This window comes from Polaribacter filamentus, from assembly GCF_002943715.1.
In the GTDB taxonomy this organism is placed as follows: Bacteria; Bacteroidota; Bacteroidia; order Flavobacteriales; family Flavobacteriaceae; genus Polaribacter; species Polaribacter filamentus.
The window spans coordinates 538,243-560,980 of record NZ_MQUA01000013.1 but is presented as its reverse complement, the minus strand read 5'-3'; the positions used below and the strand labels follow the sequence as shown (position 1 = coordinate 560,980).

General features: G+C 30.4%; 17 protein-coding genes and 2 pseudogenes. 14 read left to right on the top strand and 5 right to left on the bottom strand.

Annotation, left to right across the window (positions count from 1 at the left end):
• Positions 1–10 precede the first annotated feature (10 nt).
• The 4 genes from BST83_RS04585 to BST83_RS04570 all read left to right on the top strand — a co-directional run bounded on the left by BST83_RS04585 (position 11) and on the right by BST83_RS04570 (position 4,207).
• A complete protein-coding gene (locus tag BST83_RS04585; RefSeq protein WP_104808772.1) occupies positions 11–289 on the top strand; it encodes a hypothetical protein in 279 nt (92 codons plus the stop codon).
• A gap of 32 nt (positions 290–321) precedes the next feature.
• Positions 322–2,724, top strand: coding sequence for a TonB-dependent receptor (locus BST83_RS04580; protein WP_104808771.1), 2,403 nt, complete (start codon positions 322–324; stop codon positions 2,722–2,724).
• Positions 2,725–2,736: 12 nt separating this feature from the next.
• On the top strand, positions 2,737–3,297 hold the full coding sequence (locus BST83_RS04575; RefSeq protein WP_104808770.1) for a type 1 periplasmic binding fold superfamily protein: 561 nt from the start codon (positions 2,737–2,739) through the stop codon (positions 3,295–3,297).
• A 145-nt stretch (positions 3,298–3,442) separates the two neighbouring features.
• Positions 3,443–4,207: a CDP-alcohol phosphatidyltransferase family protein gene (locus tag BST83_RS04570; protein ID WP_104808769.1), complete on the top strand. Its 765-nt coding sequence runs from the start codon at positions 3,443–3,445 to the stop codon at positions 4,205–4,207.
• On the opposite strand, the gene BST83_RS04565 is transcribed toward BST83_RS04570, so the two are convergent.
• Together BST83_RS04565 and BST83_RS04560 are read right to left on the bottom strand one after the other, a co-directional pair.
• Positions 4,204–5,499: an MFS transporter gene (locus BST83_RS04565; protein WP_104808768.1), complete on the bottom strand. Its 1,296-nt coding sequence runs from the start codon at positions 5,497–5,499 to the stop codon at positions 4,204–4,206. The two genes, BST83_RS04570 and BST83_RS04565, sit on opposite strands and share 4 nt — an antisense overlap.
• 73 nt (positions 5,500–5,572) lie before the next feature.
• Positions 5,573–6,397: a M48 family metallopeptidase gene (locus BST83_RS04560; RefSeq protein WP_104808767.1), complete on the bottom strand. Its 825-nt coding sequence runs from the start codon at positions 6,395–6,397 to the stop codon at positions 5,573–5,575.
• A gap of 289 nt (positions 6,398–6,686) precedes the next feature.
• Here BST83_RS04560 and msrB point away from each other — a divergent pair, with 289 nt between their 5' ends.
• The 8 genes from msrB to BST83_RS04520 all read left to right on the top strand — a co-directional run bounded on the left by msrB (position 6,687) and on the right by BST83_RS04520 (position 14,926).
• The gene (gene msrB / locus BST83_RS04555; protein ID WP_104808766.1) at positions 6,687–7,166 is read left to right on the top strand and encodes a peptide-methionine (R)-S-oxide reductase MsrB; all 480 of its coding nucleotides are present in this window, start codon (positions 6,687–6,689) and stop codon (positions 7,164–7,166) included.
• 59 nt (positions 7,167–7,225) lie between these two features.
• Complete coding sequence (locus tag BST83_RS04550) at positions 7,226–8,722, top strand: YfcC family protein (protein ID WP_104808765.1); 1,497 nt, start codon at positions 7,226–7,228, stop codon at positions 8,720–8,722.
• 102 nt (positions 8,723–8,824) lie between these two features.
• The gene (locus tag BST83_RS04545; protein WP_104808764.1) at positions 8,825–9,349 is read left to right on the top strand and encodes a DinB family protein; all 525 of its coding nucleotides are present in this window, start codon (positions 8,825–8,827) and stop codon (positions 9,347–9,349) included.
• Positions 9,350–10,324: 975 nt separating this feature from the next.
• The gene (ffh, locus tag BST83_RS04540; protein WP_104808763.1) at positions 10,325–11,653 is read left to right on the top strand and encodes a signal recognition particle protein; all 1,329 of its coding nucleotides are present in this window, start codon (positions 10,325–10,327) and stop codon (positions 11,651–11,653) included.
• A 180-nt stretch (positions 11,654–11,833) separates the two neighbouring features.
• The gene (locus BST83_RS04535) at positions 11,834–12,481 is read left to right on the top strand and encodes a hypothetical protein (RefSeq protein ID WP_146092114.1); all 648 of its coding nucleotides are present in this window, start codon (positions 11,834–11,836) and stop codon (positions 12,479–12,481) included.
• Positions 12,482–12,750: 269 nt separating this feature from the next.
• Positions 12,751–13,164, top strand: coding sequence for a hypothetical protein (locus BST83_RS04530; RefSeq protein ID WP_104808761.1), 414 nt, complete (start codon positions 12,751–12,753; stop codon positions 13,162–13,164).
• Positions 13,124–14,005, top strand: a complete 882-nt coding sequence (gene folD, locus BST83_RS04525) for a bifunctional methylenetetrahydrofolate dehydrogenase/methenyltetrahydrofolate cyclohydrolase FolD (RefSeq protein ID WP_104808760.1) — start codon at positions 13,124–13,126, stop codon at positions 14,003–14,005. The genes BST83_RS04530 and folD overlap by 41 nt, the downstream gene beginning before the upstream one ends.
• Before the next feature lie 3 nt (positions 14,006–14,008).
• Positions 14,009–14,926 carry a YitT family protein gene (locus BST83_RS04520; RefSeq protein WP_104808759.1) on the top strand — a complete coding sequence of 306 codons (918 nt, stop codon included), beginning with the start codon at positions 14,009–14,011 and terminating at the stop codon, positions 14,924–14,926.
• 5 nt (positions 14,927–14,931) lie between these two features.
• On the opposite strand, the gene BST83_RS04515 is transcribed toward BST83_RS04520, so the two are convergent.
• The 3 genes and pseudogenes from BST83_RS04515 to BST83_RS04505 all read right to left on the bottom strand — a co-directional run bounded on the left by BST83_RS04515 (position 14,932) and on the right by BST83_RS04505 (position 17,799).
• Positions 14,932–15,297 (bottom strand): cupin domain-containing protein, encoded by a 366-nt coding sequence (locus BST83_RS04515; RefSeq protein ID WP_104808758.1) that lies wholly within the window; start codon positions 15,295–15,297, stop codon positions 14,932–14,934.
• A 388-nt stretch (positions 15,298–15,685) separates the two neighbouring features.
• Complete coding sequence (locus BST83_RS04510) at positions 15,686–16,249, bottom strand: hypothetical protein (protein WP_104808757.1); 564 nt, start codon at positions 16,247–16,249, stop codon at positions 15,686–15,688.
• A gap of 46 nt (positions 16,250–16,295) precedes the next feature.
• Positions 16,296–17,799 (bottom strand): annotated as a pseudogene (locus BST83_RS04505) (helicase HerA-like domain-containing protein).
• Between the two features lie 213 nt (positions 17,800–18,012).
• Here BST83_RS04505 and BST83_RS04500 point away from each other — a divergent pair.
• Positions 18,013–21,266 (top strand): annotated as a pseudogene (locus BST83_RS04500) (VPS10 domain-containing protein).
• A gap of 130 nt (positions 21,267–21,396) precedes the next feature.
• Positions 21,397–22,704: a DUF819 family protein gene (locus BST83_RS04495; RefSeq protein WP_205853553.1), complete on the top strand. Its 1,308-nt coding sequence runs from the start codon at positions 21,397–21,399 to the stop codon at positions 22,702–22,704.
• Positions 22,705–22,738 lie beyond the last annotated feature (34 nt).

Sequence of the window (22,738 nt, the reverse complement as noted above, 5' to 3'; positions counted from 1 at the left end):
TCTTTTTGTATTGATAGCACCACTATCAATACAAATTTCGCATATTTTAGAAAACCATGAACATAGTGTTTGTACTTCGAAAGTAGACAAACACATTCATGAAAAAGATTTTGATTGTAAAATAGATCTTATAAAACTAAATCGTTTTTTTTTAGCAACTAATAATTTTCAATTAGATTTAAATACTAGAACAACTACTACTATAGGTAGTTTAGAATATAATTTCTTAAAAAATCATTATCAATTATCGTTTTCTGTGCGAGGGCCGCCTGTTAAATATTTAAATTAAGTTCTATTTAATTTAAATTATGAAAACAAAAAATGATAAAATTACTTTGTAAAAGTGTACTTGTAATATGTATAAGTACAAGTGCATTTGCACAAGATTGCCAACTATCCTTTAAAGGGAAAATCACTGATTTTCATGACAGTACACCAATTATTGGTGCTTCTCTAAAAATCGAAAATTCGAACAAATATGCCATAACAGATTTTGATGGTTTGTTTGAGTTTAAAAACTTGTGCGAAGGAAAAGCAATTATTATAATTGAGCATATATCTTGTGAAACTAAAAAAATTACGGTTAATTTAAATGAAAATACATTTAAAGAAATTACTTTGGAACACCATATAGAAGATTTAAATGAAATTATTGTAACATCTACACATAATGTAACATCTAAAACTATACAAACCACTAACATAGATCAGAGTACTATTGAGGAATATAGTGGTAAAAATTTAGGTGATATTTTAAAGAATGTAGCAGGAGTTTCTTCTATTAATACTGGTAATTCTATTGTAAAACCTGTAATAAATGGCTTACACAGTAGTAGAATTATTGTAATGACAAATGGCGTTAGATTGCAAGATCAAGAATGGGGAATTGAACATGCACCTAATATTGATATAAATAATGCAGCTAACATTACAGTGGTTAAAGGTCCAAATTCTTTAGAGTTTGGTGGTGACGCTATTGGTGGTGTTATTGTTTTAGAACCTACAAAGTACGCTTTAAAAGACAGCATTTTTGGTAAAACAATTTTAGGTTTACAAAGTAACGGTAGAGGCGGTAATTTGCATAGTAGTATCACTAAAACTAACAAAAAAGGTTGGTTTGTAAATGCTAAAACAACTATAAAAAGATTTGGCGATTTTAATACCCCAGATTATAATTTAACAAATACAGGTTTAGCTTCAAAAGCTTTTTCTTTACAAACAGGATTGAAAAAGTTTGAAGACGGATTTACTGTTGATTATAGTTTTGTAAATAATAATATTGGTATTTTAAAAGCCTCACATATTGGTAATCTAGATGATTTGGTAAGTGCTATAAATAACCAAGAACCTTTCATTATAGAGGATTTTAGTTATGATATTAACGAACCAAAGCAAGAAATAAATCACCATATTTTTAAAGTTGACTATTACAAAAGATTTAAAGATTTAGGTAAACTTGACATGCAATATGATTTTCAAAAAAACCAACGTTATGAGTATGATATAAGAGTAGGAGACGATAAAGATAAAGCAGCAATTGATTTAGATTTAACAACACACTCAATCGGTTCTGCTTTTGATTTTAACAACAAATTAGATCAAACTTATAAAGTGGGTATAAAAGGAGTTTATCAAAATAATTTTGCAAATCCTTTAACAGGTGTTAGACGATTAATACCAGATTACGATAAAATTGATGCAGGTATTTTTGCAATTGGTAATTTTGTTTTAAACGAGAAAACAACAGTAAATGTTGGTTTAAGATATGATTATAATTACATAAATGCAAAAAAATTCTATTTAAAAAGTAGATGGACAGAGAGAGGTTACGAGGAAGAATTTAGTGATTTAATTACCGGAGATTATACGACGCAATGGTTAGTAAACCCAGTATTTTCGTTTCATAATGTTTCTACTTCGGCAGGACTTGTTTATCAAGTTAATGATAAAAGTTCTGTTCTTTTTAACTACGGATTATCTAATAGAGCACCAAATGCATCAGAGCTGTTTAGTGATGGTTTGCATCATTCTGCTTCAAGAATTGAGTTGGGCGATTTAGCTTTAAAACAAGAAGTTTCTAACAGAATTTCTTCTACGTATAACTTTCAATCAAACAATTCAACAATTTCGGCAGAAGTCTTTTTTAACAACATTCATAATTTCATTTATTTAGAACCTACGGGAACAGAACAAACCATTCGTGGTGCATTTCCTGTATGGGAGTATAAATCTACAAATGCCAATTTATTTGGATTTGATTTAGCGTGGCAACAAAAAATTAACGATGCTTTTTTATTCAGTAATAAATCATCTTTAACTTTTGGAAACGACGCTAAAAACAATAAATCTTTAATAGATATTCCTGCTCCAAGTTTTAAGAATTCATTGGAGTACAGAAATAAAAAATGGCATCAACTAGGAGTTCGTTTAGAAAGTGAGTTGGTTTTAAAACAAAACAACTATCCAGATAACAACTTTACGGTTTATTTACCTGCGCAAGACAGTTATGCACTTGTAGATATTAGTTCTACTCCACCAAATTATCATTTATTGCATATACATACAGATGCCGTTTTTCATCTATCAAAAAAAACAGATATACAAATATCAGCAAGTATAACAAATCTATTAAACATAAAATATAGAGATTACTTAAATAGATTACGCTATTATGCCGATGATTTAGGAAGAAATTATAACCTACAATTAAAAATAAATTATTAAAAAACAGATTTTATGAAATCAATTAAGCACATATTAGTAGTAGCATCAATAATTATTTTAGCAGCATCTTGTTCTGATGATGACCCAGAAGTTGTAAACGAAGAAGAGCTGATTACAACCGTATCGGTTGTTTTAACCCCTCAAAGCGGTGGAAATATTATCACTTTAAAAAGCACCGATTTAGATGGTGATGGACCGAACGAACCTGAAATTTCGGTTTCTGGAAATTTAACTGCAAATACTATTTATACAGGAGTTACAACTCTTTTAAATGAAACTGTAAATCCTGCAGAAAATATTACAGCAGAGGTTGAAGAAGAAGGTATAGATCATCAATTTTTTTACGCATTTAAAAATAGTTTAGCATCTACAACTTATTTAGATACTGATGAAAACGGAGATCCTATTGGTATAAAATTTACTTTAACAACTGCAAGTGCTGGTTCAGAAGTTTTAACAGTAACTCTTATACATCTACCAGATAAAAATGGTAATAATGTTGTAAATGGAGATATTACTAATGCAAATGGAGGAACGGATGCTGAAGCTAGTTTTCCTTTTACAATTGAATAAACGTTAAAAGAATAGTAAGAAAGACACATAAAATTTATGTGTCTTTTTTTTATAATTTAGTTTCAAAAGAATTACTTTTGCAACTTATTTTTTAGCTGTTTTAAAGGTTTAATTAATCATTAAAAATGCGATTAACAAACCCGAAATGTCTAAATTACCAAAAGAACATCAATTTATAGATTTGTCTGATTATGGCAGACCACTAGCAAAAATCATTGCAAATTCCCTTAAAACCACAAAATTTACTCCAGTAGATGTTACGATTGCATTTGTAATTTCTGGATTGATTGGTGTGTTTTGTATTTTTAAAGGATTTTATTTTGCAGCCGCTTTCTTTTTAATTTTAAAATCTATTTTAGATGCTGCCGATGGTGAATTGGCAAGAATAAAAGAAACCCCATCTTACACAGGTAGATTTTTAGATTCAGTGTCTGATATTATCTTAAACTTTATTATTTTTATTACGATTTGGGTTTTAACTGATACCAGTTTATTCCTTACTTTTTTAGCTTTTTTCGGAATTCAATTACAAGGGACTTTGTACAATTATTACTATGTTATCCTCAGAAATAGATTTGATGGTGATACTACTAGTAGAGTTTTTGAAGATAAAACACCCATTGCTTTGCCTGGAGAAAAACAAAAAAATGTCAATATCCTTTTCTTCTTATACAAAGCTTTCTATGGCGTTTTTGATAAAATAATTTACGCTTTAGATAAAAATGCATCCGAAGGAAAAGCGCTTCCTAATTGGTTGATGTCTTTAATATCAACCTTTGGATTAGGATTTCAATTATTACTGATAAGTATTTTATTGGTTCTCAATTTAAAGGAAATTATAATTCCTTTTTTTATAGGATATTCTGGGTTGATTTTTGTCTTTATTGCTATCCGAAAAACCTTCTATTAAAATACATGCTTCGTTTTCTTTAAAGTACTTAAAACGATAAAAGAAGCTAAAAAGAAAATAGCTAAACACAACACAGACCATTGCATGGAATCTGTTATCTCATATAGAAATCCATACACAAAAGTTCCTAAAACAATTGCTATTTTTTCAGTAACATCATAAAAACTAAAATAAGTAGCGTGATCTTCTGTATCTGGCAATAATTTAGAATACGTAGATCTTGTTAAAGATTGAATTGCTCCTTGTACAAAACCTAATAAAACTCCTAATCCATAAAAATAATACGCTACATTTTCTTGGTTTTTATCTAACATAAAAGCAGCAAAACAGACGACCATCCAAATTAAGATTGTAACTTTTAATGCTTTAATATTTCCCCATTTTTCTGAAATTCTAGAAAACACGAATGCCCCAAAGATTGCTACAATTTGAACTAATAATATAGTAACAATTAAGTTCATAGTTGGCAAACCTAATTCACTAGAACCAAAAATTGCTGCCATTAAAATAATAGTCTGAACACCAATACTTAGTAAGAAAAATGAGATTAAAAAACGTTTTAAAACTGGGTAATTCGTCACTTCTTTTGCTACGATTTTCAACTCTCTAAAACCTCTCCAGATATAATCTTCTTTCGGTTTTTTATTGTAGATATCATTAGGCAATCTTTTAAACGTTATTTGCGCAAAACCAATCCACCAAACACCCACTAAAACAAAAGAAATACGCGAAGCCATGGCTGTTGTAATTCCAAATAAATCTGGCATTTGAATCATTACTAAATTTAAAATAAGCAAAAGAACAGAACCTGTATATCCATAAATAAACCCTTTTGCACTTGCTCTATCTTGTTGATCTGGACGCGCAACTTCTGGCAAATACGCATTGTAAAAAACCAAACTTGCCCAAAAACCAATACTTGCCAAAATGGTAAATATAATTCCGATCCAAACGGTATCTATTCCGTCAAAAAAATATAAACCTGCTACAGACAAACCTCCAATCCAACAGAAAAACTTCATAAATTTTTTCTTGCTTCCTGTGTAATCTGCAATTCCGGATAAAATTGGAGAAATAAAAGCCACAACCAGAAAAGAAAATGAAAGTGCATAACTGTACAAACTATCTGGATGATCCCATTTCATCCAAAGAAAAGAAACCGTTTTACTATCTGTAACGGCACTATAATATAAAGGGAAAACTGCAGTACTAATGACTAAAGAATACACCGAATTGGCCCAATCGTAAAACGCCCAGCCGTTTATTAGTTTTTTATCTCCTATTTTTAACATACTTATTTTATATAAAAAAACCGTTCAAAAAACAATTTTGAACGGACACAATATATGAAATCTATTTGTTATTCTATTTTTTCGACTGTAAATTACCTTTTACATTATATTCTGCTGCATATTTTCTAGCGGTTGGCAAATAACTTCTTAAATCTTGAATTCTAGATTCGTTTGATGGGTGTGTGCTTAAGATTTCTGGCTGAGAACTTCCGTCTGATTTCTCGCTCATTCTTACCCAAACTTCGGCAGCTTCTGTACCGTCATAACCTGCCATAATCATAAAAACTAACCCTAATCTGTCTGCTTCTTGTTCATGAACTCTGCTATACTTTAACATTCCTAAACCTGATGTTATACCAAAAGCTGTGTTCCAAATTTGTTGAGATTCTGCATTTTTATCAGAAGTTCCCAAAGCAACCAATAAACCACCTATTTGCTGTCCGTAAGAATTCGTCATTCTTTCTTGACCATGTTTAGCAAATGCATGTGCCACTTCATGGCCCATTACTGAGGCAACTCCGTCATTATTTGCGCAAATTGGCATAATACCTGTGTAAAAAACAACCTTTCCACCTGGCATACACCATGCGTTTATAGTTTTATCTTCTACTAAATTAAATTCCCATTTATATGAATTTGCCTCTTCAACCATGTTGTTTGCTCTCATAAATCGGTCTACTGCTGCTGAAATATTTTGACCAACTATTTTAACTTGATTCGTTAATTCTTTATTAGTGGAAAGTTTATTTTCTTCTAAAAACCCTTTGTATTGCGCAAAACTTGCTGGTAAAACCTGCGCATCACTTACTAAATTAATCCGTTTTCTGCCAGTAATTGGCACTGTGCTGCATTCTGCAAAAAGAAAAACTGCGACTACTAAAACTATTATTTTTTTCATTTTTTTTTACTTTTTAAATCCTATAATAAGACACTAAATATGTATTTTAGTCACTTATAAGAAAGGATATAAATTTTAATAAAATTACGTATTCTATTTTTCTAAAACTAAAACTTTACCATAAAAATAATGATTTTAACTGTAATTTAATTACGATATAACTGTAAGGTTTATCCTAAATAGTAGTCTAATTTTGCAAAGGGTAAATTTTATATTAAAGTGAATTAAATCGCCCTTAAATTCTAATAAATAAAAGTACAAATTAATTAATTTTTCTAATTTAAAATATATGAAAAAACTAGCAAGCATATTTGTTTTACTATTGATGATAAGTTGTGTTGGGAATGCGCAAAATTCATCCAAAGAAAAGAAAACTTATAAAGTTGAAAAGACAGCTACCGAATGGAAAAAACTACTTTCACCTGCACAGTATTACGTATTGAGAGAAGCAGGAACAGAAAGAGCATATTCAAGCGAGTTTAATGACAATCACAAAAAAGGAGTTTACGTTTGTGCAGCATGTAAAACAGCTTTGTATAAATCTGAATACAAATTTGATTCAGGTTCTGGTTGGCCTTCTTTTGATAGAGCTGAAAAAGGAAATGTAGAATTGGATGTTGATTACAAAATAGGTTATGCAAGAACTGAATTAAAATGCAATACTTGCGGAGGTCATTTAGGGCATTCTTTTGACGACGGGCCTAGAGAAACGACAGGGAAACGCCATTGTATAAATGGAGCTGCTTTAGAGTTTGTTGCTGAAAAATAAAATTTATTTTAAGTCTTTTTTAAAATAGTATCTTTAAAATCTGTTTTTAGACTTTAAAGATGAAAAAGATAAAATTTCCAAGCGCACAAACAGTTTTATTACTAATAGCTGCTTTTGTTGCGCTTTTAACTTGGGTTATTCCTTCTGGTCAATATGATCGATTAGCGTATAATAAAGAGGACAACTCCTTTATTAACACTACTCAAGAAAAATTAATTATTCTAGAAGCCTCTCAAAAAACATTAGATGATTTACAGGTTAAAATTCCCTTAGAGAAATTTACTTCTGGCGCAATTTATAAAGCAATTAGTATTCCCGGAACCTATCAAAAATTAGAAGCGAGACCTCAAGGTTTTATACCGTTTATTTTAGCGCCCTTAAAAGGGATTATTCAAGTTGCTGATATTATCATTTTAGTACTTTTTATTGGTGGATTAGTCGCTATCGTAAATTTTACGGGAGCTTTTGAAGCAGGAATATCCAGACTTTCAATTCTTTTAAAAGGCAAAGAATTTATCCTTATAATCGTTGTAACCACTTTAATTGCTTTAGGAGGGACCACTTTTGGTTTGGCTGAAGAAACGATTGCCTTCTACCCTATTTTAATTCCGATTTTTATTGCTGCAAAATACGATGCAATTGTAGCTTTAGCCTCTATTTATATTGGTTCTTCTATTGGCACAATGGTTTCTACCATAAATCCTTTTAGTACAATTATTGCCTCAAATTCGGCTGGTATTAATTGGACTAATGGAATTGAAGGACGCGTTATCATGTTAATTATTGGGTTAGTTATTTGCATTCTATACATTATAAGATATGCTCAAAAAGTAAAAAAAGATCCATCAAAATCTATCATTTTTGATCAAAAAGAAAGTATCGAAAAAAGGTTTTCTTTTCAGAATTCATCAGAAACCATCAACTTTACATTTCGTTTAAAATTAGTGCTTACTATTTTTATTTTATGTTTTGTAATAATGGTTTATGGTGTTAGTAATTTAGATTGGTGGTTTATAGAAATGACAGGCGTTTTCTTTGTTGGCGGACTTTTAATAGGATTTATATGCAGAATAAATGAAACAATTTTTGTGGATACTTTTATAAAAGGAGCTAACGAATTATTAAGTGTCGCTTTTATAATTGGTTTGGCAAGAGGTGTTACTATTTTAATGGAAGATGGTTTAATAAGTGATACTTTATTATTCTATTCTAGCTCTTTTACGAACGGAATGAACAAAGGCTTATTTATAAATTCTATGCTTTTTGTGTATAGCGGATTGTCGTTTTTTATTCCTTCATCATCGGGAATGGCTGTTTTAACAATGCCCATAATGTCTCCTTTGGCAGATACAGTTTCTTTAGGCAGAGAGCATGTGGTAAACACGTATCTTATAGGCATGGGGTTGTTTAACTTTATAAATCCAACAGGATTAATTTTAGCTTCGCTTGCTATTGTAAAAGTTGGTTATGATAAATGGCTAAAATTTGTAATACCTTTAGTTCTTATTTTAACCTTAGTTTCGATGATTTTTTTAACTATTTCTGTTTATCTCTAATTAAACGTCGATTCTTAAAAAAAATACTTCATTGATAAATGAAGTAAACTAATAAAACTTTTGTATTTATTTATTACTTTTAAAGCTGTAAATTATTGTTGGATGGATAAAGTTAAGATTGCCAATTTATTAGACGTAAAGTATCAAGAATTATTTAATTGGTTAGAACATCAACCAATAGAAAATTGGGAAAAGGGTCCAGACACAAAATGGTCTACAGGTCAGCATATACAGCACTTAGTCGATAGTTTACAATTATTAAATAATGCACTTAGTTATCCGAGATTTATTTTAAAATATAAATTTGGCATTTGTAATAGAAAACTTAGAGATTACGAAACTGTTGTTAAAATTTATAATCAAAAACTTATAGAAAATAAAGATGGTGCAAGAACTTTTAATCAAAAGTTAAAAAAACCAACTTTAAAAGAAAGAGATCGTTTGTTGACAAGATTGCAAATTCAACAAAAAAAATTACAATACAAAACCGTTCATATTAGCGAAAGAAATTTAGATACGTTGTTACTTCGTCATCCATTAATGGGTAAAATGACGGTTAGAGAAATTATTATGTGGACCGCTTATCATACAGAACATCATACAAATACTTTACAAAATTTATATTAAGTGAAAACGATTATTAAAAGACCACATATTTTCTTTTTTAGCTTAGTTCCGCTTTTTATAATTATCGGTATTCTTAAGCCTGATGGCATTATAGATGCGACTATAAACAATGCTTTTTTTTGCCATTAAAACACATTATTGGTGTTATTTTTCGGCTGTATTTATTAGTTTAATTGGCTTAAATTATTAAATATTTTATTGGGCTAAAAAACAAACTATACATATTTTGTCTTTGTTTTTATTATGTTTCAGGTCGCTTCATTAGTCCCTTTTATTTTTTGTGTCCTCTTTTTATATTCAAAAACAATTTTTACTTTCAATTTTTTATCGGATTCTATAGATTTTTATGCGATTCTTTCTGTCACCTATATCTTATTCACCATCTCTATTTGCTTGCATTTCCTTAATTTTATTTTAACTTTTTTCAAAAATACTTGATAATTGATTTTAATATTTATAAATAAAAAATTAATAACGAAACCTCATCTTTTTTTTTAGGACTAGCTTGCGCTTTTATTATATTAGGATTTTTAAAAAGGAATATTACTTTAGATATTGCTCTTTTTGATACGTATTTAATTTTTTATGCAGATTTGTGGTGTTATATCTCCGCTATTTTCTTTTGTTTAATTGGCTTAAATTATTTCTGTTTAATTTGGGCAAAAAAAGAAGCTAAAATATGGCTAACAATTGTGCATATATTTTTGCAAATAATCGCTGTAATTCTCTTTATATTTATCATTTTTAATTCAAAATCTGACGAAAAATTACCTGCAAATGATTTTTTATATTCTATCAATCTAGATCAAGCCTTACTTATATCCTTTATAATTTTCTTGTTTTCAATATTTATACATTTAATCAACTTTTTTACAAGCTTGTTTTTAAAGACTAATAATTAAAAAACTCCCTTTTATCACTTTACTAATCATCTCTAATTCTTATATTTGTGCTTCCTAAAAAAGAAGACAAATTATGTTTAATAATTTAAGCGATAAATTAGATAAAGCCTTACATACCTTAAAAGGTCATGGTAAAATTACAGAAGTTAACGTTGCAGAAACTTTAAAAGAAGTTAGAAGAGCACTTTTAGATGCCGATGTTAACTTTAAAATTGCCAAAGAATTTACCAAAAAAGTACAAACTGAAGCATTAGGTCAAGATGTATTAACGACCTTGAATCCGGGGCAATTAATGGTAAAGTTGGTAAAAGATCAACTAACTGAATTAATGGGTGGCGAAACTGTTGGCGTACATTTAGGAGGCTCACCAACGGTAATTTTAATGTCTGGTTTACAAGGTTCTGGTAAGACTACTTTTTCAGGAAAATTAGCAAACTATTTAAAAAATAAAAAATCTAAACAAGTTCTTTTAGTTGGTTGTGATGTATACAGACCAGCCGCTATAAATCAATTACAAATTGTTGGAGAACAAATTGGCGTTGAAGTGTATGCTGAAGTTGGCAACAATAATCCTGTAGAAATTTCTCAAAACGCTGTAAAATATGCCAAAGCAAATGGCAAAAATGTTGTTATTATAGATACTGCTGGGCGTTTAGCAGTAGACAAAGCAATGATGACAGAAATTTCTGACATTCATAAAGCTGTAAATCCGCAAGAAACCTTATTTGTGGTAGATTCTATGACTGGGCAAGATGCTGTAAATACTGCAAAAGCTTTTAATGATATCTTAAACTTTGACGGTGTTGTACTTACAAAATTAGATGGTGATACGCGCGGTGGAGCTGCTTTGTCTATAAAATCTGTTGTTAACAAACCGATAAAATTTATTGGTACTGGCGAGAAAATGGATGCTATTGATGTTTTTCATCCAGATAGAATGGCGGACAGAATATTGGGTATGGGAGATGTTATTTCTCTTGTTGAGCGTGCTCAAGATCAATATGATGAAGAAGAAGCTAGAAAATTACAAAAGAAAATTGCTAAAAATCAATTTGGTTTTGATGACTTTTTAAGTCAGATTCAACAAATTAAAAAGATGGGAAGCATGAAAGATTTAGTTGGTATGATTCCTGGAGCTGGTAAAGCAATGAAAGATGTAGATATTGATGATGATGCTTTTAAAGGAATTGAAGCAATTATTCATTCAATGACACCGGATGAAAGAAGCACACCTAATACGATAAATGCCAGTAGAAAAAAGAGAATTGCAAAAGGATCAGGAACGACCATTCAAGAAGTAAATCAATTGATGAAACAATTTAATCAAATGAGTAAGATGATGAAGATGATGCAAGGCGATGGTGGTAAAAAGATGATGCAAATGATGCAAGGAATGAAATAAAAATACTATTTGGATGCTTTTTTAGCAGCCATTTTAATTTGCATAATGTTTAAAGAACTTAAGAACTTTCTAAGCTTTGAAAAAATAAAAAATCTACTTTTTATATTTTTAGGCTTCTGTATTTTTTTTGTTTCCAATACGAATGGAATGTTTTGGGACAATATACTATTTGCCTCAAAAATGGGCAACCATTTATACTTAAATTCTATTTTAGATTGGACCATTCCAGATCAGTTTGATCCGGGTCATCCTCCTTTTTTAGGCTTTCTTTTAGCTATTTCATGGAAAATTTTGGGTCATAAACTTTGGGTAGCTCATTTATTGATGGTGCCCTTTACAATTGGTGTTTTTTATCAATTATTTAAATTTATATCCTATTTTATTGAAGATCAAAAAAATCAAATTCTAGCATTTTTATTGATTATTACAGATCCTACTTTATCAACGCAGTTTGTAATTGTAAATCCGGAAGTAATCATTGTATTTTTCTTTTTTCTAGCAATAAACGGAATTCTATTCAATCATAAAACAACTAAATTTATTGGTTTATTATTTTTAAGTATTGTCTCTTTTAGAAGTATGATGTTGTTTGGCGGACTCTTTTTGTTTGATGCTTTTAATAAACATTTTATAGAAAAGAAGAAACTAAAAATAATTCTGAATTTAAAATTTCTCTTATTCTACTTATTAAGTTGTTTACCCGGTTTTGTTTTTGTTTGTTGGAGATTACTAACAAAAGGTTGGTTACAAACTCACCCAGATTCCCCTTGGGTTGGACTTTGGGCGTTTGCTGATTTAAAAACATTTTTAAAAAACTGTTTTTTTTAGTTCAAAGATATTTAGATTTTGGAAGGGTTTTTATTTTTGTTTTTATAGTAGTCAGTTTTATCCTTTTTGGAAAAAAAATAATTGCATCATCAAAAAGTAAACAGCTTTTATTAATCGCATCAACTTCTGTATTTTTTATAGTTGTCGTTTCATTAATATCAACAAATACCTTTGGCCATCGCTATTTTATTGTCTCTTATATTACTTTTACTTTATTAGCATTTACTATTTTACAACACCGCTACAAATCAAAAAAAACACTATTCTCATTGCTTTTATTTGGCCTTGTTTCTGGGAACCTTTGGCTGTATCCAAGAGAAATATCACAAGGTTGGGATGCCACTTTAGCGCATGTTCCTTATCATTCCCTTAGAATAGAAGCTATTGATTATTTAAATAAAGAGAAAATTGATGTTGATAAAGTTGCTAGTTTTTTTCCAAATTTAACTACTTTAGATAATATTGATTTTAGAGGCGATCAAAGATCCTTTGAAAATTTTAATACAGTAAATAAGTATGTTTTTTATTCAAATGTGTACAATCTTACAGATAGCGAATATGAAATTTTAGATACTAATTACAGAATTTTACAAGAATTCAACAAAAATAATATAACAGTCATAATTTATATTTTAAAAGAAAATGATTTTACTAGACGGAAGAAAAACATCAGCAGATATTAAAGAAGAAATTGCTTTAGAAGTAAGAGAGTTCAAAAATAATGGAAACAAAACACCACATTTAGCTGCTATTATAGTTGGTAATAATGGCGCAAGTATTACGTATGTAAATGCAAAAGTAAAAGCTTGCGAAAGAGTTGGTTTTGAATCTACTTTAATACGATTATCAGAGAAAACCACCGAAGAAGATTTGTTAAATGAAATAGCAATTTTAAATGTTGATAATGATGTAGATGGATTTATTGTTCAGCTTCCTTTGCCAAAACATATCGATGAACAGAAAATATTAATGGCAATTAATCCTGATAAAGATGTTGACGGATTTCATCCAACAAATGTTGGGAAAATGGCATTGAACATACCAACGTTTATTTCTGCAACTCCTTTCGGTATTCTAGAATTATTAGACAGATACAACGTGGAAACTTCTGGAAAACATGTTGTTGTTTTAGGAAGAAGTCATATTGTTGGCAGCCCAATGAGTATTTTATTATCACAGAAAAGAAAAGTTGGTAATGCAACCGTTACCATGTGCCATAGCAGAACTAAAAATCTAAAAGAAATAACTTTACAAGCTGACATTATTATTGCTGCAATAGGGATTCCTGAGTTTATAAAAGCCGATATGGTTAAAGAACATGTTACCGTTATAGATGTTGGTATTACACGTGTTGCTGATTCTAGTAAGAAAAACGGATTTAGATTGGTTGGCGATGTTGCTTTTGACGAAGTTGCTAAAAAAGCAGATTTTATTACTCCGGTTCCTGGTGGAGTTGGCCCGATGACAATAGCAATGTTACTAAAAAATACTTTATTAGCTTGTAAAAGAAAAAGCCAAAATTAAATAATGAATTTTAAAAATAATATAGAAGCTTTTTTTGAAAATTTTCAGGTATTTATAGGAATTGTTCTTGCAAGTATTGGATTAAAAGCTTTTCTTTTACCTAATGGTTTTTTAGATGGTGGCGTTACTGGGATTGCTTTATTAGTAAAAACACAAGTAGATATTGACATCTCTTACTTGTTAGTCCTTTTTAGTATTCCTTTTTTAATTTTAGGTTTTTTTACAGTGTCTAAAAAAATTGTAATTAAATCTATCATTAGTATTTTAGGGTTGGCTGTATTTATCCATTTCGAAAACTTTCAAACTATTACGGATGATAAACTTCTTATCTCAATTTTTGGAGGATTATTAGTCGGGGCAGGAATAGGAATTGCCATTAGAAATGGTTCTGTATTAGATGGATCAGAAATTTTAGGAATCTATTTAAATGATAAATTTGGCATTAGTATTGGTAAAATTGTACTGGTTTTTAATGTTATTTTATTCAGTGCCACAGCTTTTGTAATATCCACAGAAATTGCCTTGTACTCTATACTTACCTACATTATTGCGGCAAAAGTAACGGACACGGTTATAGAAGGTTTTGAAGATTTTGTTGGCGTTACTATTGTTTCAAAAAAACATGACCTTATTAAAATTGCAATTATAGAAGAATTAGGTGTTGGCCTTACGGTTTACAAAGGTAGTTCTGGATTTGGAGGCAAGGGAACAGCTGAAGATTTTGATATTATTCACTCGGTAATTAACCGAATTGATATTAAAAAAATGTATAGAATCATACAAAAAATAGATGTAGAAGCTTTTATAATAGAATTTGACGTAAATAATGTAAAAGGTTGTGTTTTAAGACATTACCTAAACAAAAAGAAAAATAGTAAGTTTTTAAACTTAAAAAATTCAGTAACAACAAAAGGTTCTTAAATTTTCTATTCTTCCCTATTTACTAAATCCATAGAAAACGCAGGCAAACAAACAGCTAAATACTCACAATCGTTCTCAAACGGATTTGAATATTGAACGCGTGTATTTTTTTCTATTTTAATGGATTGACCAGCTTCCAAAATAATAACTTCGTCTTCAATAATAAACTGTTTTTTACCTTTAATGATATAGGTATATTCATCAAATGCTGGTGTTTGAAATGGTTCTTCCCATTTTGGCGGCGCAACCATATGTGCAATACTTATTTGTGAATTTTTAACTGTAGCATTGCCAAAATGCTCTTCAATTAATTTACCATCTGTCGTTGGCACAACAAATGGTTTATTTTGAATTGTATATTTCTTTTTCATATCCGTTAATAATAAATTAGGTTGTAAACGCTTTCGTAAAATCTGAAAAACCTCTTTCTATAGAATAATAATTATCTACTGCTTCAATACTAAAGTTTTCTAAAATAAGTTTTAGATAGAATTGCCAATTTAACATTCGATATATTTTTGCACTAATTGCCAATTTTAACGTATTTAAATGTGTTTTATCATTTAAAAGACAGCAAATAATACCGATGTTATCTGGCTCTACCGCTACACATTATAAAAGTATTTCTCTTTCCTTTTCATTAATTTGAATATCATTGTCTAAATAATTTTGAAAAATTATTCTTTTTTCAAACTCCGAATTAGGCTCTAAAACAGTTTCTCTATTATGTAAAAACGACAGGTCATTAAATAGTTTTACTTAAATAAACCAAACAATAAAAGATTTTATTTTTGCTAAATCAGGAATTTGTTCTAAAGATATTTTTTGCGTGATAAAATCTTTGATACCTAATTCATCTTTATCAATAGTAATTGTTGCATTTAATTCGTCTAAGAAAAGTGTAACAGATTGCAACGTAGATTCTGGTCTAAGAATATTACTAGCATTTATTTCAGAAAAATTAGAACTTAGACTAATGCCATTATTCGTTTTATAACGAATATCATGAATTTCAATACTTTTTATAGTTGATGTAGAATCTAATTGTTCTTTTGGTATTAATGTAAGTAAAAGGTTTCCGCCTTTTTCAAAAATTAAATATTCATCATCATCCTGAAAATAGTTATCGCCTAAAGCTCCTTCACTTAAATTTTTAACAATAGAATCATTTTTAAAAATTTTTTCTAAATCGTTAATTGTGGTTAAAGCAGAAATTTTGCCCACTCTTCCTTTCTCAATCTTAAAATCATCACTTTTATTACAGCTGATAATTAGTAATGAAAACACAATTACAATTAATGGTAAGAAATTCTTTTTATTCATTTTTAGTTGTTTTATTCTTAATTTAAACGTTAAATATTTAATTTTGTTATTTCATCACTTTATTTAAAATCCCAAAAAATGCTCTAATAAAAGGGCACTTGTTAAAACTTTTACAATTGGGTTTTCTTTTTACTCCTACTTGTGTATGTTCTAGAAGACGATTTTTGATTTCTTTCTCTTTCTTTCTGATCTTCTTCTTCCCTAATTGTTTTTTCTTTGGCGAAATTAATCTTTTCTATTTTACTATTCAGCATTTCGTAAGCACTTTCTCTATCTAATTCTTGGTAATATTTATATATTAATTTAGAGTTATCAATAATAGCCGTCAATTCTTTATACCTTAAAATATCCATTCTGCTCATTGGCGCACGCAACATCGCTATTGCTAAAGGAGTTGGAATACCTTTTTCGTTTAAAACGGATACAAATGCTTCTCCGATTCCTAATTGCGTTAATACTTCTTTAGGTTCATAATAATCAGAATTTGGGTGATTTTCTGCTGCCAATTTAATGGCCTTTCTGTCTTTTGCCGCAAAAGCTCTTAGTGCATGTTGCATTTTCAATCCCAATTGCGCTAAGACGTCTTCTGGAACATCATTCTGGTTCTGAGTTACAAAATACAACCCAATTCCCTTAAAACGAATTAACTTTACAATGCTCTCTATTTGATTTAATAATGATTTAGAAGCTTGCTCAAAAACCAGATGTGCTTCGTCTATAAAAATGATCAATTCTGATCTATCACTATCTCCTTGTTCCAGGAAAGTTTCATATATTTCTGCCAATAATTGCAGTATAAATGTAGAAAAAAGTTTTGGCTTATCTTGAATATCTGTTAAACGTAAAACAGAAATAATTTCTCTTCCGTTTTCATCAATTCCTGTTAAATCTTCTACATCAAAAGATTTTTCCCCAAAAAATAAAGCGCCTCCTTGTTGTTCTATTTCTATAATTTTACGCAAAAGAGTGCCTGTGCTTGAAGAAATGCGACCATATTCTTTTTAAATTTATTCTTTACCTTCATCCGTGACATATTGCACCACTTTTTTAAAGTCTTTAATATCTATTAAAGGCAATTTATTATCATCGCAATATTTAAAAATAATGGCAACAATTCCTTGTTGTACTTCTGATAAATCTAAAATTCTTGATAACAAAACTGGACCAAATTCTGATACAGTTGCGCACATTCTTTTTCCTTTTTGTTCTGATATTGACAGTATTTCAATTGGAAATTTTTTAGCTTCAAAAGGAAAACCAATCTTTGCATGACGTTCATCTATCTTTGGTTGTCCAGGCCTTGGTTGTGCTAAACCAGATAAATCTCCTTTAATATCCCTCAATAAAGCAGGAATTCCTTTGTCTAACAACGTTTCTGCTATAACTTGTAGCGTTTTTGTTTTTCTTATTCCGGTTGCGCCAGCAATAAAACCATGTCTGTTAAAAGTTTTTAAAGGTATTTTTACAACTGTGTTTGTAACTGTTTCTTATCCTAACATTGCTGCTCCCAATTCTATATAATCGCCTTTGGTTGCATAACCATTGTTTATAAACTCAGAGAATTCTTATTGCTGACTCATTTTATTAAATTTCTATAAAAATAATCAAAGTTTAAGATTATGAAAATAAAAAACAAATTTAGTTACCCTTTTCTTCCCTTCAAAAAATTATTGATACTACAAATTTGTTAAAATTAATTTCTAACTTATAAAGAGTCCTCAATTTTGTATATTGATCGCTTTTATCGCTAAAAACTAAACTCAATGAAAAAATTACTTACAATCCTTTTTATAAGTGCTAGTTCCCTACTCGTTTCACAAGAGTTTTCTATGGATATTCTAAAAAACATGAAACCAAGAAATATCGGCCCTGGCGGAATGTCTGGTCGTGTAACGTCTATAGATGTAGTTACCTCTAATCCTGAAATCATGTATGTTGGTACTGCTTCTGGTGGAATCTGGAAATCTACTTCTGGCGGTGTAAAATGGGAACCAATTTTCGAAAAAGAACTAACGGCTTCTATTGGTTCAGTTGCTATTCAACAATCAAATCCAAGTGTTGTTTGGGCAGGAACTGGTGAAGGAAATCCAAGAAATAGTTTAAATGGTGGATTCGGAATTTACAAATCTTTAGATGCAGGTAAATCTTGGAAATCTATGGGTTTATCAAAGACGAGACATATTCATAGAGTTGTAATCGATCCTACAAATCCTGATGTAGTTTACGTCGGCGCCATTGGTTCGCCTTGGGGAGAACACAAAGAACGTGGCGTTTATAAAACTACTGATGGTGGAAAATCTTGGAAACAAATTTTATTTACAAATACAAAATCGGGTACTGCAGATTTAATTATGGATCCTAAAAATCCGAATAAATTAATTGCTACCATGTGGGAACACAAACGTGATCCTTGGTTTTTTAAATCCGGAGGAACAGGAAGTGGCGTTTATATTACGCATGATGGCGGAGAAAATTGGAAACAAATTACAGAAAAAGAAGGTTTTCCAAAAGGAGAATTAGGTAGAATTGGTGTTGCAATTGCGCCTAGTAATCCTGATATTATATACGCTTTAGTAGAAGCAAAAAAGAATGCTTTATACAAAAGTGAAGATGGCGGATTTAAATGGGCAAAAATAAACGATAAAGAAGATATTGGAAATCGTCCTTTTTATTATTCAGAAATTTATGTTGATCCGCAGAATGAAAATAGATTATATACCGTTTTTACCTATATAAATGTTTCTCAAGACGGCGGTAAAAACTTCAAAGAATTAATGCCAGCTTATGGCGTTGATAATGGTGTGCATCCAGATCATCATGCCTGGTGGATTCATCCAACAAACGGCAAATTTATGATTGATGGTAATGATGGCGGTTTAAATATTACAAAAGATGGTGGAAAATCTTGGCGTTTTATTGGTAACATTCCTGTTGCACAGTTTTATCATATAAATGTAGATAATGAATTTCCTTATAATGTATATGGGGCATGCAAGACAATGGTTCTTGGCGAGGTCCTGCCTATATTTGGAAAGCGCAAGGAATTAGAAACTCCTATTGGCAAGAAATTAGTTTTGGTGATGGTTTCGACGTAGTTCCAGATAAAGATGATTCAAGATACGGCTGGTCTATGAGTCAGCAAGGTTCTGTTGTAAGATATGATTACATCACAGGAAATAATTACTCTGTACAACCAACACATGCTGACGCCACTATTGCCTTGCGTTTTAATTGGAATGCAGCTATAAATATAAATCCTTTTGATAGTTCTACCTTATATTTTGGAAGTCAGTTTGTACATAAATCGACGGATAAAGGGTTGACTTGGAGTGTTATTTCTCCTGATTTATCAACCAATAATCCTGATAAATTAAAACAAGGAGAAAGTGGCGGTTTAACGATGGATGCAACGGGTGCAGAAAATCATTGTACAGTTTTGGTAATCGAACCATCTGTTTTAGAAAAAAATATGTTGTGGGCTGCTACGGATGATGGTCAAGTGCACATCACAAAAAATGGTGGAGAATCTTGGACAAACGTTGCAAAAAACATTAAAGATTTGCCAGAAAATAGTTGGATTACACAAATAAAAGCATCCAACAAAAACAAAGGAGAAGCCTTTTTAATTGCGAATGATTATAGACGTTTTAACTATACGCCGTATGCATATAGAACCAAAAATTATGGAAAATCTTGGGAGCGTATTGTTGATGAAAATGACGTACAAAGTTACGCTTTGTGTATTATAGAAGATCCTGAAAATGAAAACTTACTGTTTTTAGGAACTGATGATGGTTTATATATTTCTATAAATGCTGGTGAAAAATGGATAAAATGGACGGAAGGTTTCCCTACTGTTCCTGTAAAAGATTTAGTAATACATCCAAGAGAAAACGATTTAATTATTGGAACTTTTGGCCGTGCAGCTTGGGTTCTAGATGACATTCGCCCTTTAAGAGCAATCGCAAAAGGAAATGTGATTTCTAAAAAATTAGAGCTATTTGCGCCACCAACCGCCTATCAATCAGAAACACAACAACCTACAGGAAGCAGATTTGGCGCGGATGCAATGTATCAAGGAGAAAATAGAGGTCGTGGTGCGCTGATTTCTTATTATATTAATAATCCTGATGCGAAAAAGAATGAAAATACATCCGATACTGATAAAGATGAAAAAGCGGATGAAAATAAAGAGGAGGATGCAATAACATCTAGTGATGATCCAGATAAAAATTCTGGTAAAAAAGAAAATACTGTAAAAAATGATTCTATAAAATTAGAAATTTTTGATGGAGAAAGACAGATTAGAACCTTAAAATTTAAAGTTCCTAAAGAAAACGGAATTCACAAAACTACTTGGTATTTAGATGAGAAAGGAGTTGAAAGTGCTTCAAGAACTCTTAAAAAATCGAAAAGAGAACCAAGTGGAGTTTCTGTAAAACCAGGCACGTATCGTCTAAAGATGACTTTTGGGGATATCTTTTCTGAACAGAATATTAAAGTTGAATTTGATCCAAGATTACAAATTTCTGAAGAAGCAATCAACCAGAAATACAATGCTAGCAAAGAACTTGAAACGTATCAAGAAAAAATTGCAGCCATTGTAAAACAATTAGTGGAAAGTAAAAATACTGCCGAAGCTATAAAATCTCAACTAACAAAAGAAGATGCTAAAAAGTTTAAAGCAGAAATAAAATCATCTACAGAAATTAGTAAAAAAATTGATGATTTAATTGCATTGTACTTAGGTAAAGTCGATAAGAGACAAGGAATTACAAGAAATCCAGAAGTTACCGTAACACAACGTTTTGGAGTTGCAAGCTACTATGTTAGTTCGCGTTTTGGAGAGCAAACAGCTACAGAAAAACAATTGATAAATCAGTTTAAAGAAGCCTATATAAAAGCGGTTTCTGAGACAAATACGTTTTTTAATACGGATTGGTTGACTTACAAATCGGCAACTGATAAAATTCAAATTTCAAAATTTAAGGAGACTAAAATTTATTCAACAAATTAAAAAACAAAAACAAAAAATAAGTATTCTTTTGTGCTTGCGTCTTTTTCATATTTAGGATACAAGCACAAAATTTTACTTAAAAAATTAAATAATAGTAGAAATTAACAACTTAAATAAAAACCAAAATTTAATGATCGAACCAATTTTTACAAATGATGCCATCGTTTTTGGTGTTTTAATGATTTCTTTAGGCTTTGTTTTTTACACCGAAAAAATAAAAACAGGTTTTTGGTATACCTTTTACAAGATTGTACCTGGTTTATTTATGGCCTATTTTATTCCTGCACTTTTTACAACTTTTAGAATTATATCCCCAGAATGGGAAACTGAAAACGCTGCTGGTGAAGTTGTAAAAAACAGCTCACAATTGTATTTTGTTTCCAGTCGATTTTTATTACCCGCAGCTTTGGTTTTAATGACCTTAAGCATCGATTTAAAAGCCATTTTTAATTTAGGTTCTAAAGCATTAATTATGTTTTTTACGGGAACTGTTGGTATTATCATTGGCGGACCTTTAGCTATTTTGTTAATTTCAATTTTCTCGCCAGAAACTGTTGGTGGATCGGATTTTAATGCCGTTTGGCGAGGTCTTTCTACACTTGCAGGAAGCTGGATTGGTGGTGGAGCAAACCAAACAGCCATGTTAGAAATTTACAAATACAACCCTGCAAAATACGGAGGAATGGTAATTGTTGATATTATTGTTGCCAATATTTGGATGGCAATTTTATTGATAGGAATTGGGAAGAAAAAGAAGATAAACAAATGGCTAAAAGCTGATAATTCTGCCATTGACGAATTAAAAGAAAAGGTGATTAAATTTACTAAAAAGGTAAAAAGAAATCCGTCTCTTACAGATTTAATGGTGATGCTCGCAATTGCTTTCGGAACTGTAGGTTTTGGTCATTTTGCAGCCAGCTATTTAAGCGCATTTTTCTCGGATATAGTTTTATCTTTAACATCACAAACATGGAGAAATATCTTCTCTTTTTTAGATTCAGAATTTTTCTGGTTGATTAGTATTTCTACAATTGTTGCCATTATTTTATCATTTACAAAAGCACGAAATTACGAAGGTGCTGGTGCTAGTAAATTAGGAAGCGTTTTTATTTATATTTTAGTAGCAACCATTGGAATGAAAATGGATTTAAATCAAGCTTTTGAAAACCCAGGTTTAATGGTTATTGGTATAGTTTGGATGACAATTCATGCAGTATTGTTAATTGTAGTTGCCAAAATTATTAGAGCGCCATATTTCTTTTTAGCAGTAGGAAGCCAAGCAAATGTGGGTGGTGCAGCTTCTGCTCCAATTGTTGCACAAGCTTTTCATCCCTCATTGGCAAGTGTTGGTGTTTTATTAGCTGTATTTGGCTATGCAATTGGTACTGTTGGCGCAATTGCTTGTACTATTTTAATGGAATTAGCATCCACCTTATAAAAAAAATTAGCATATTTGCATTCCAAAATTTTAA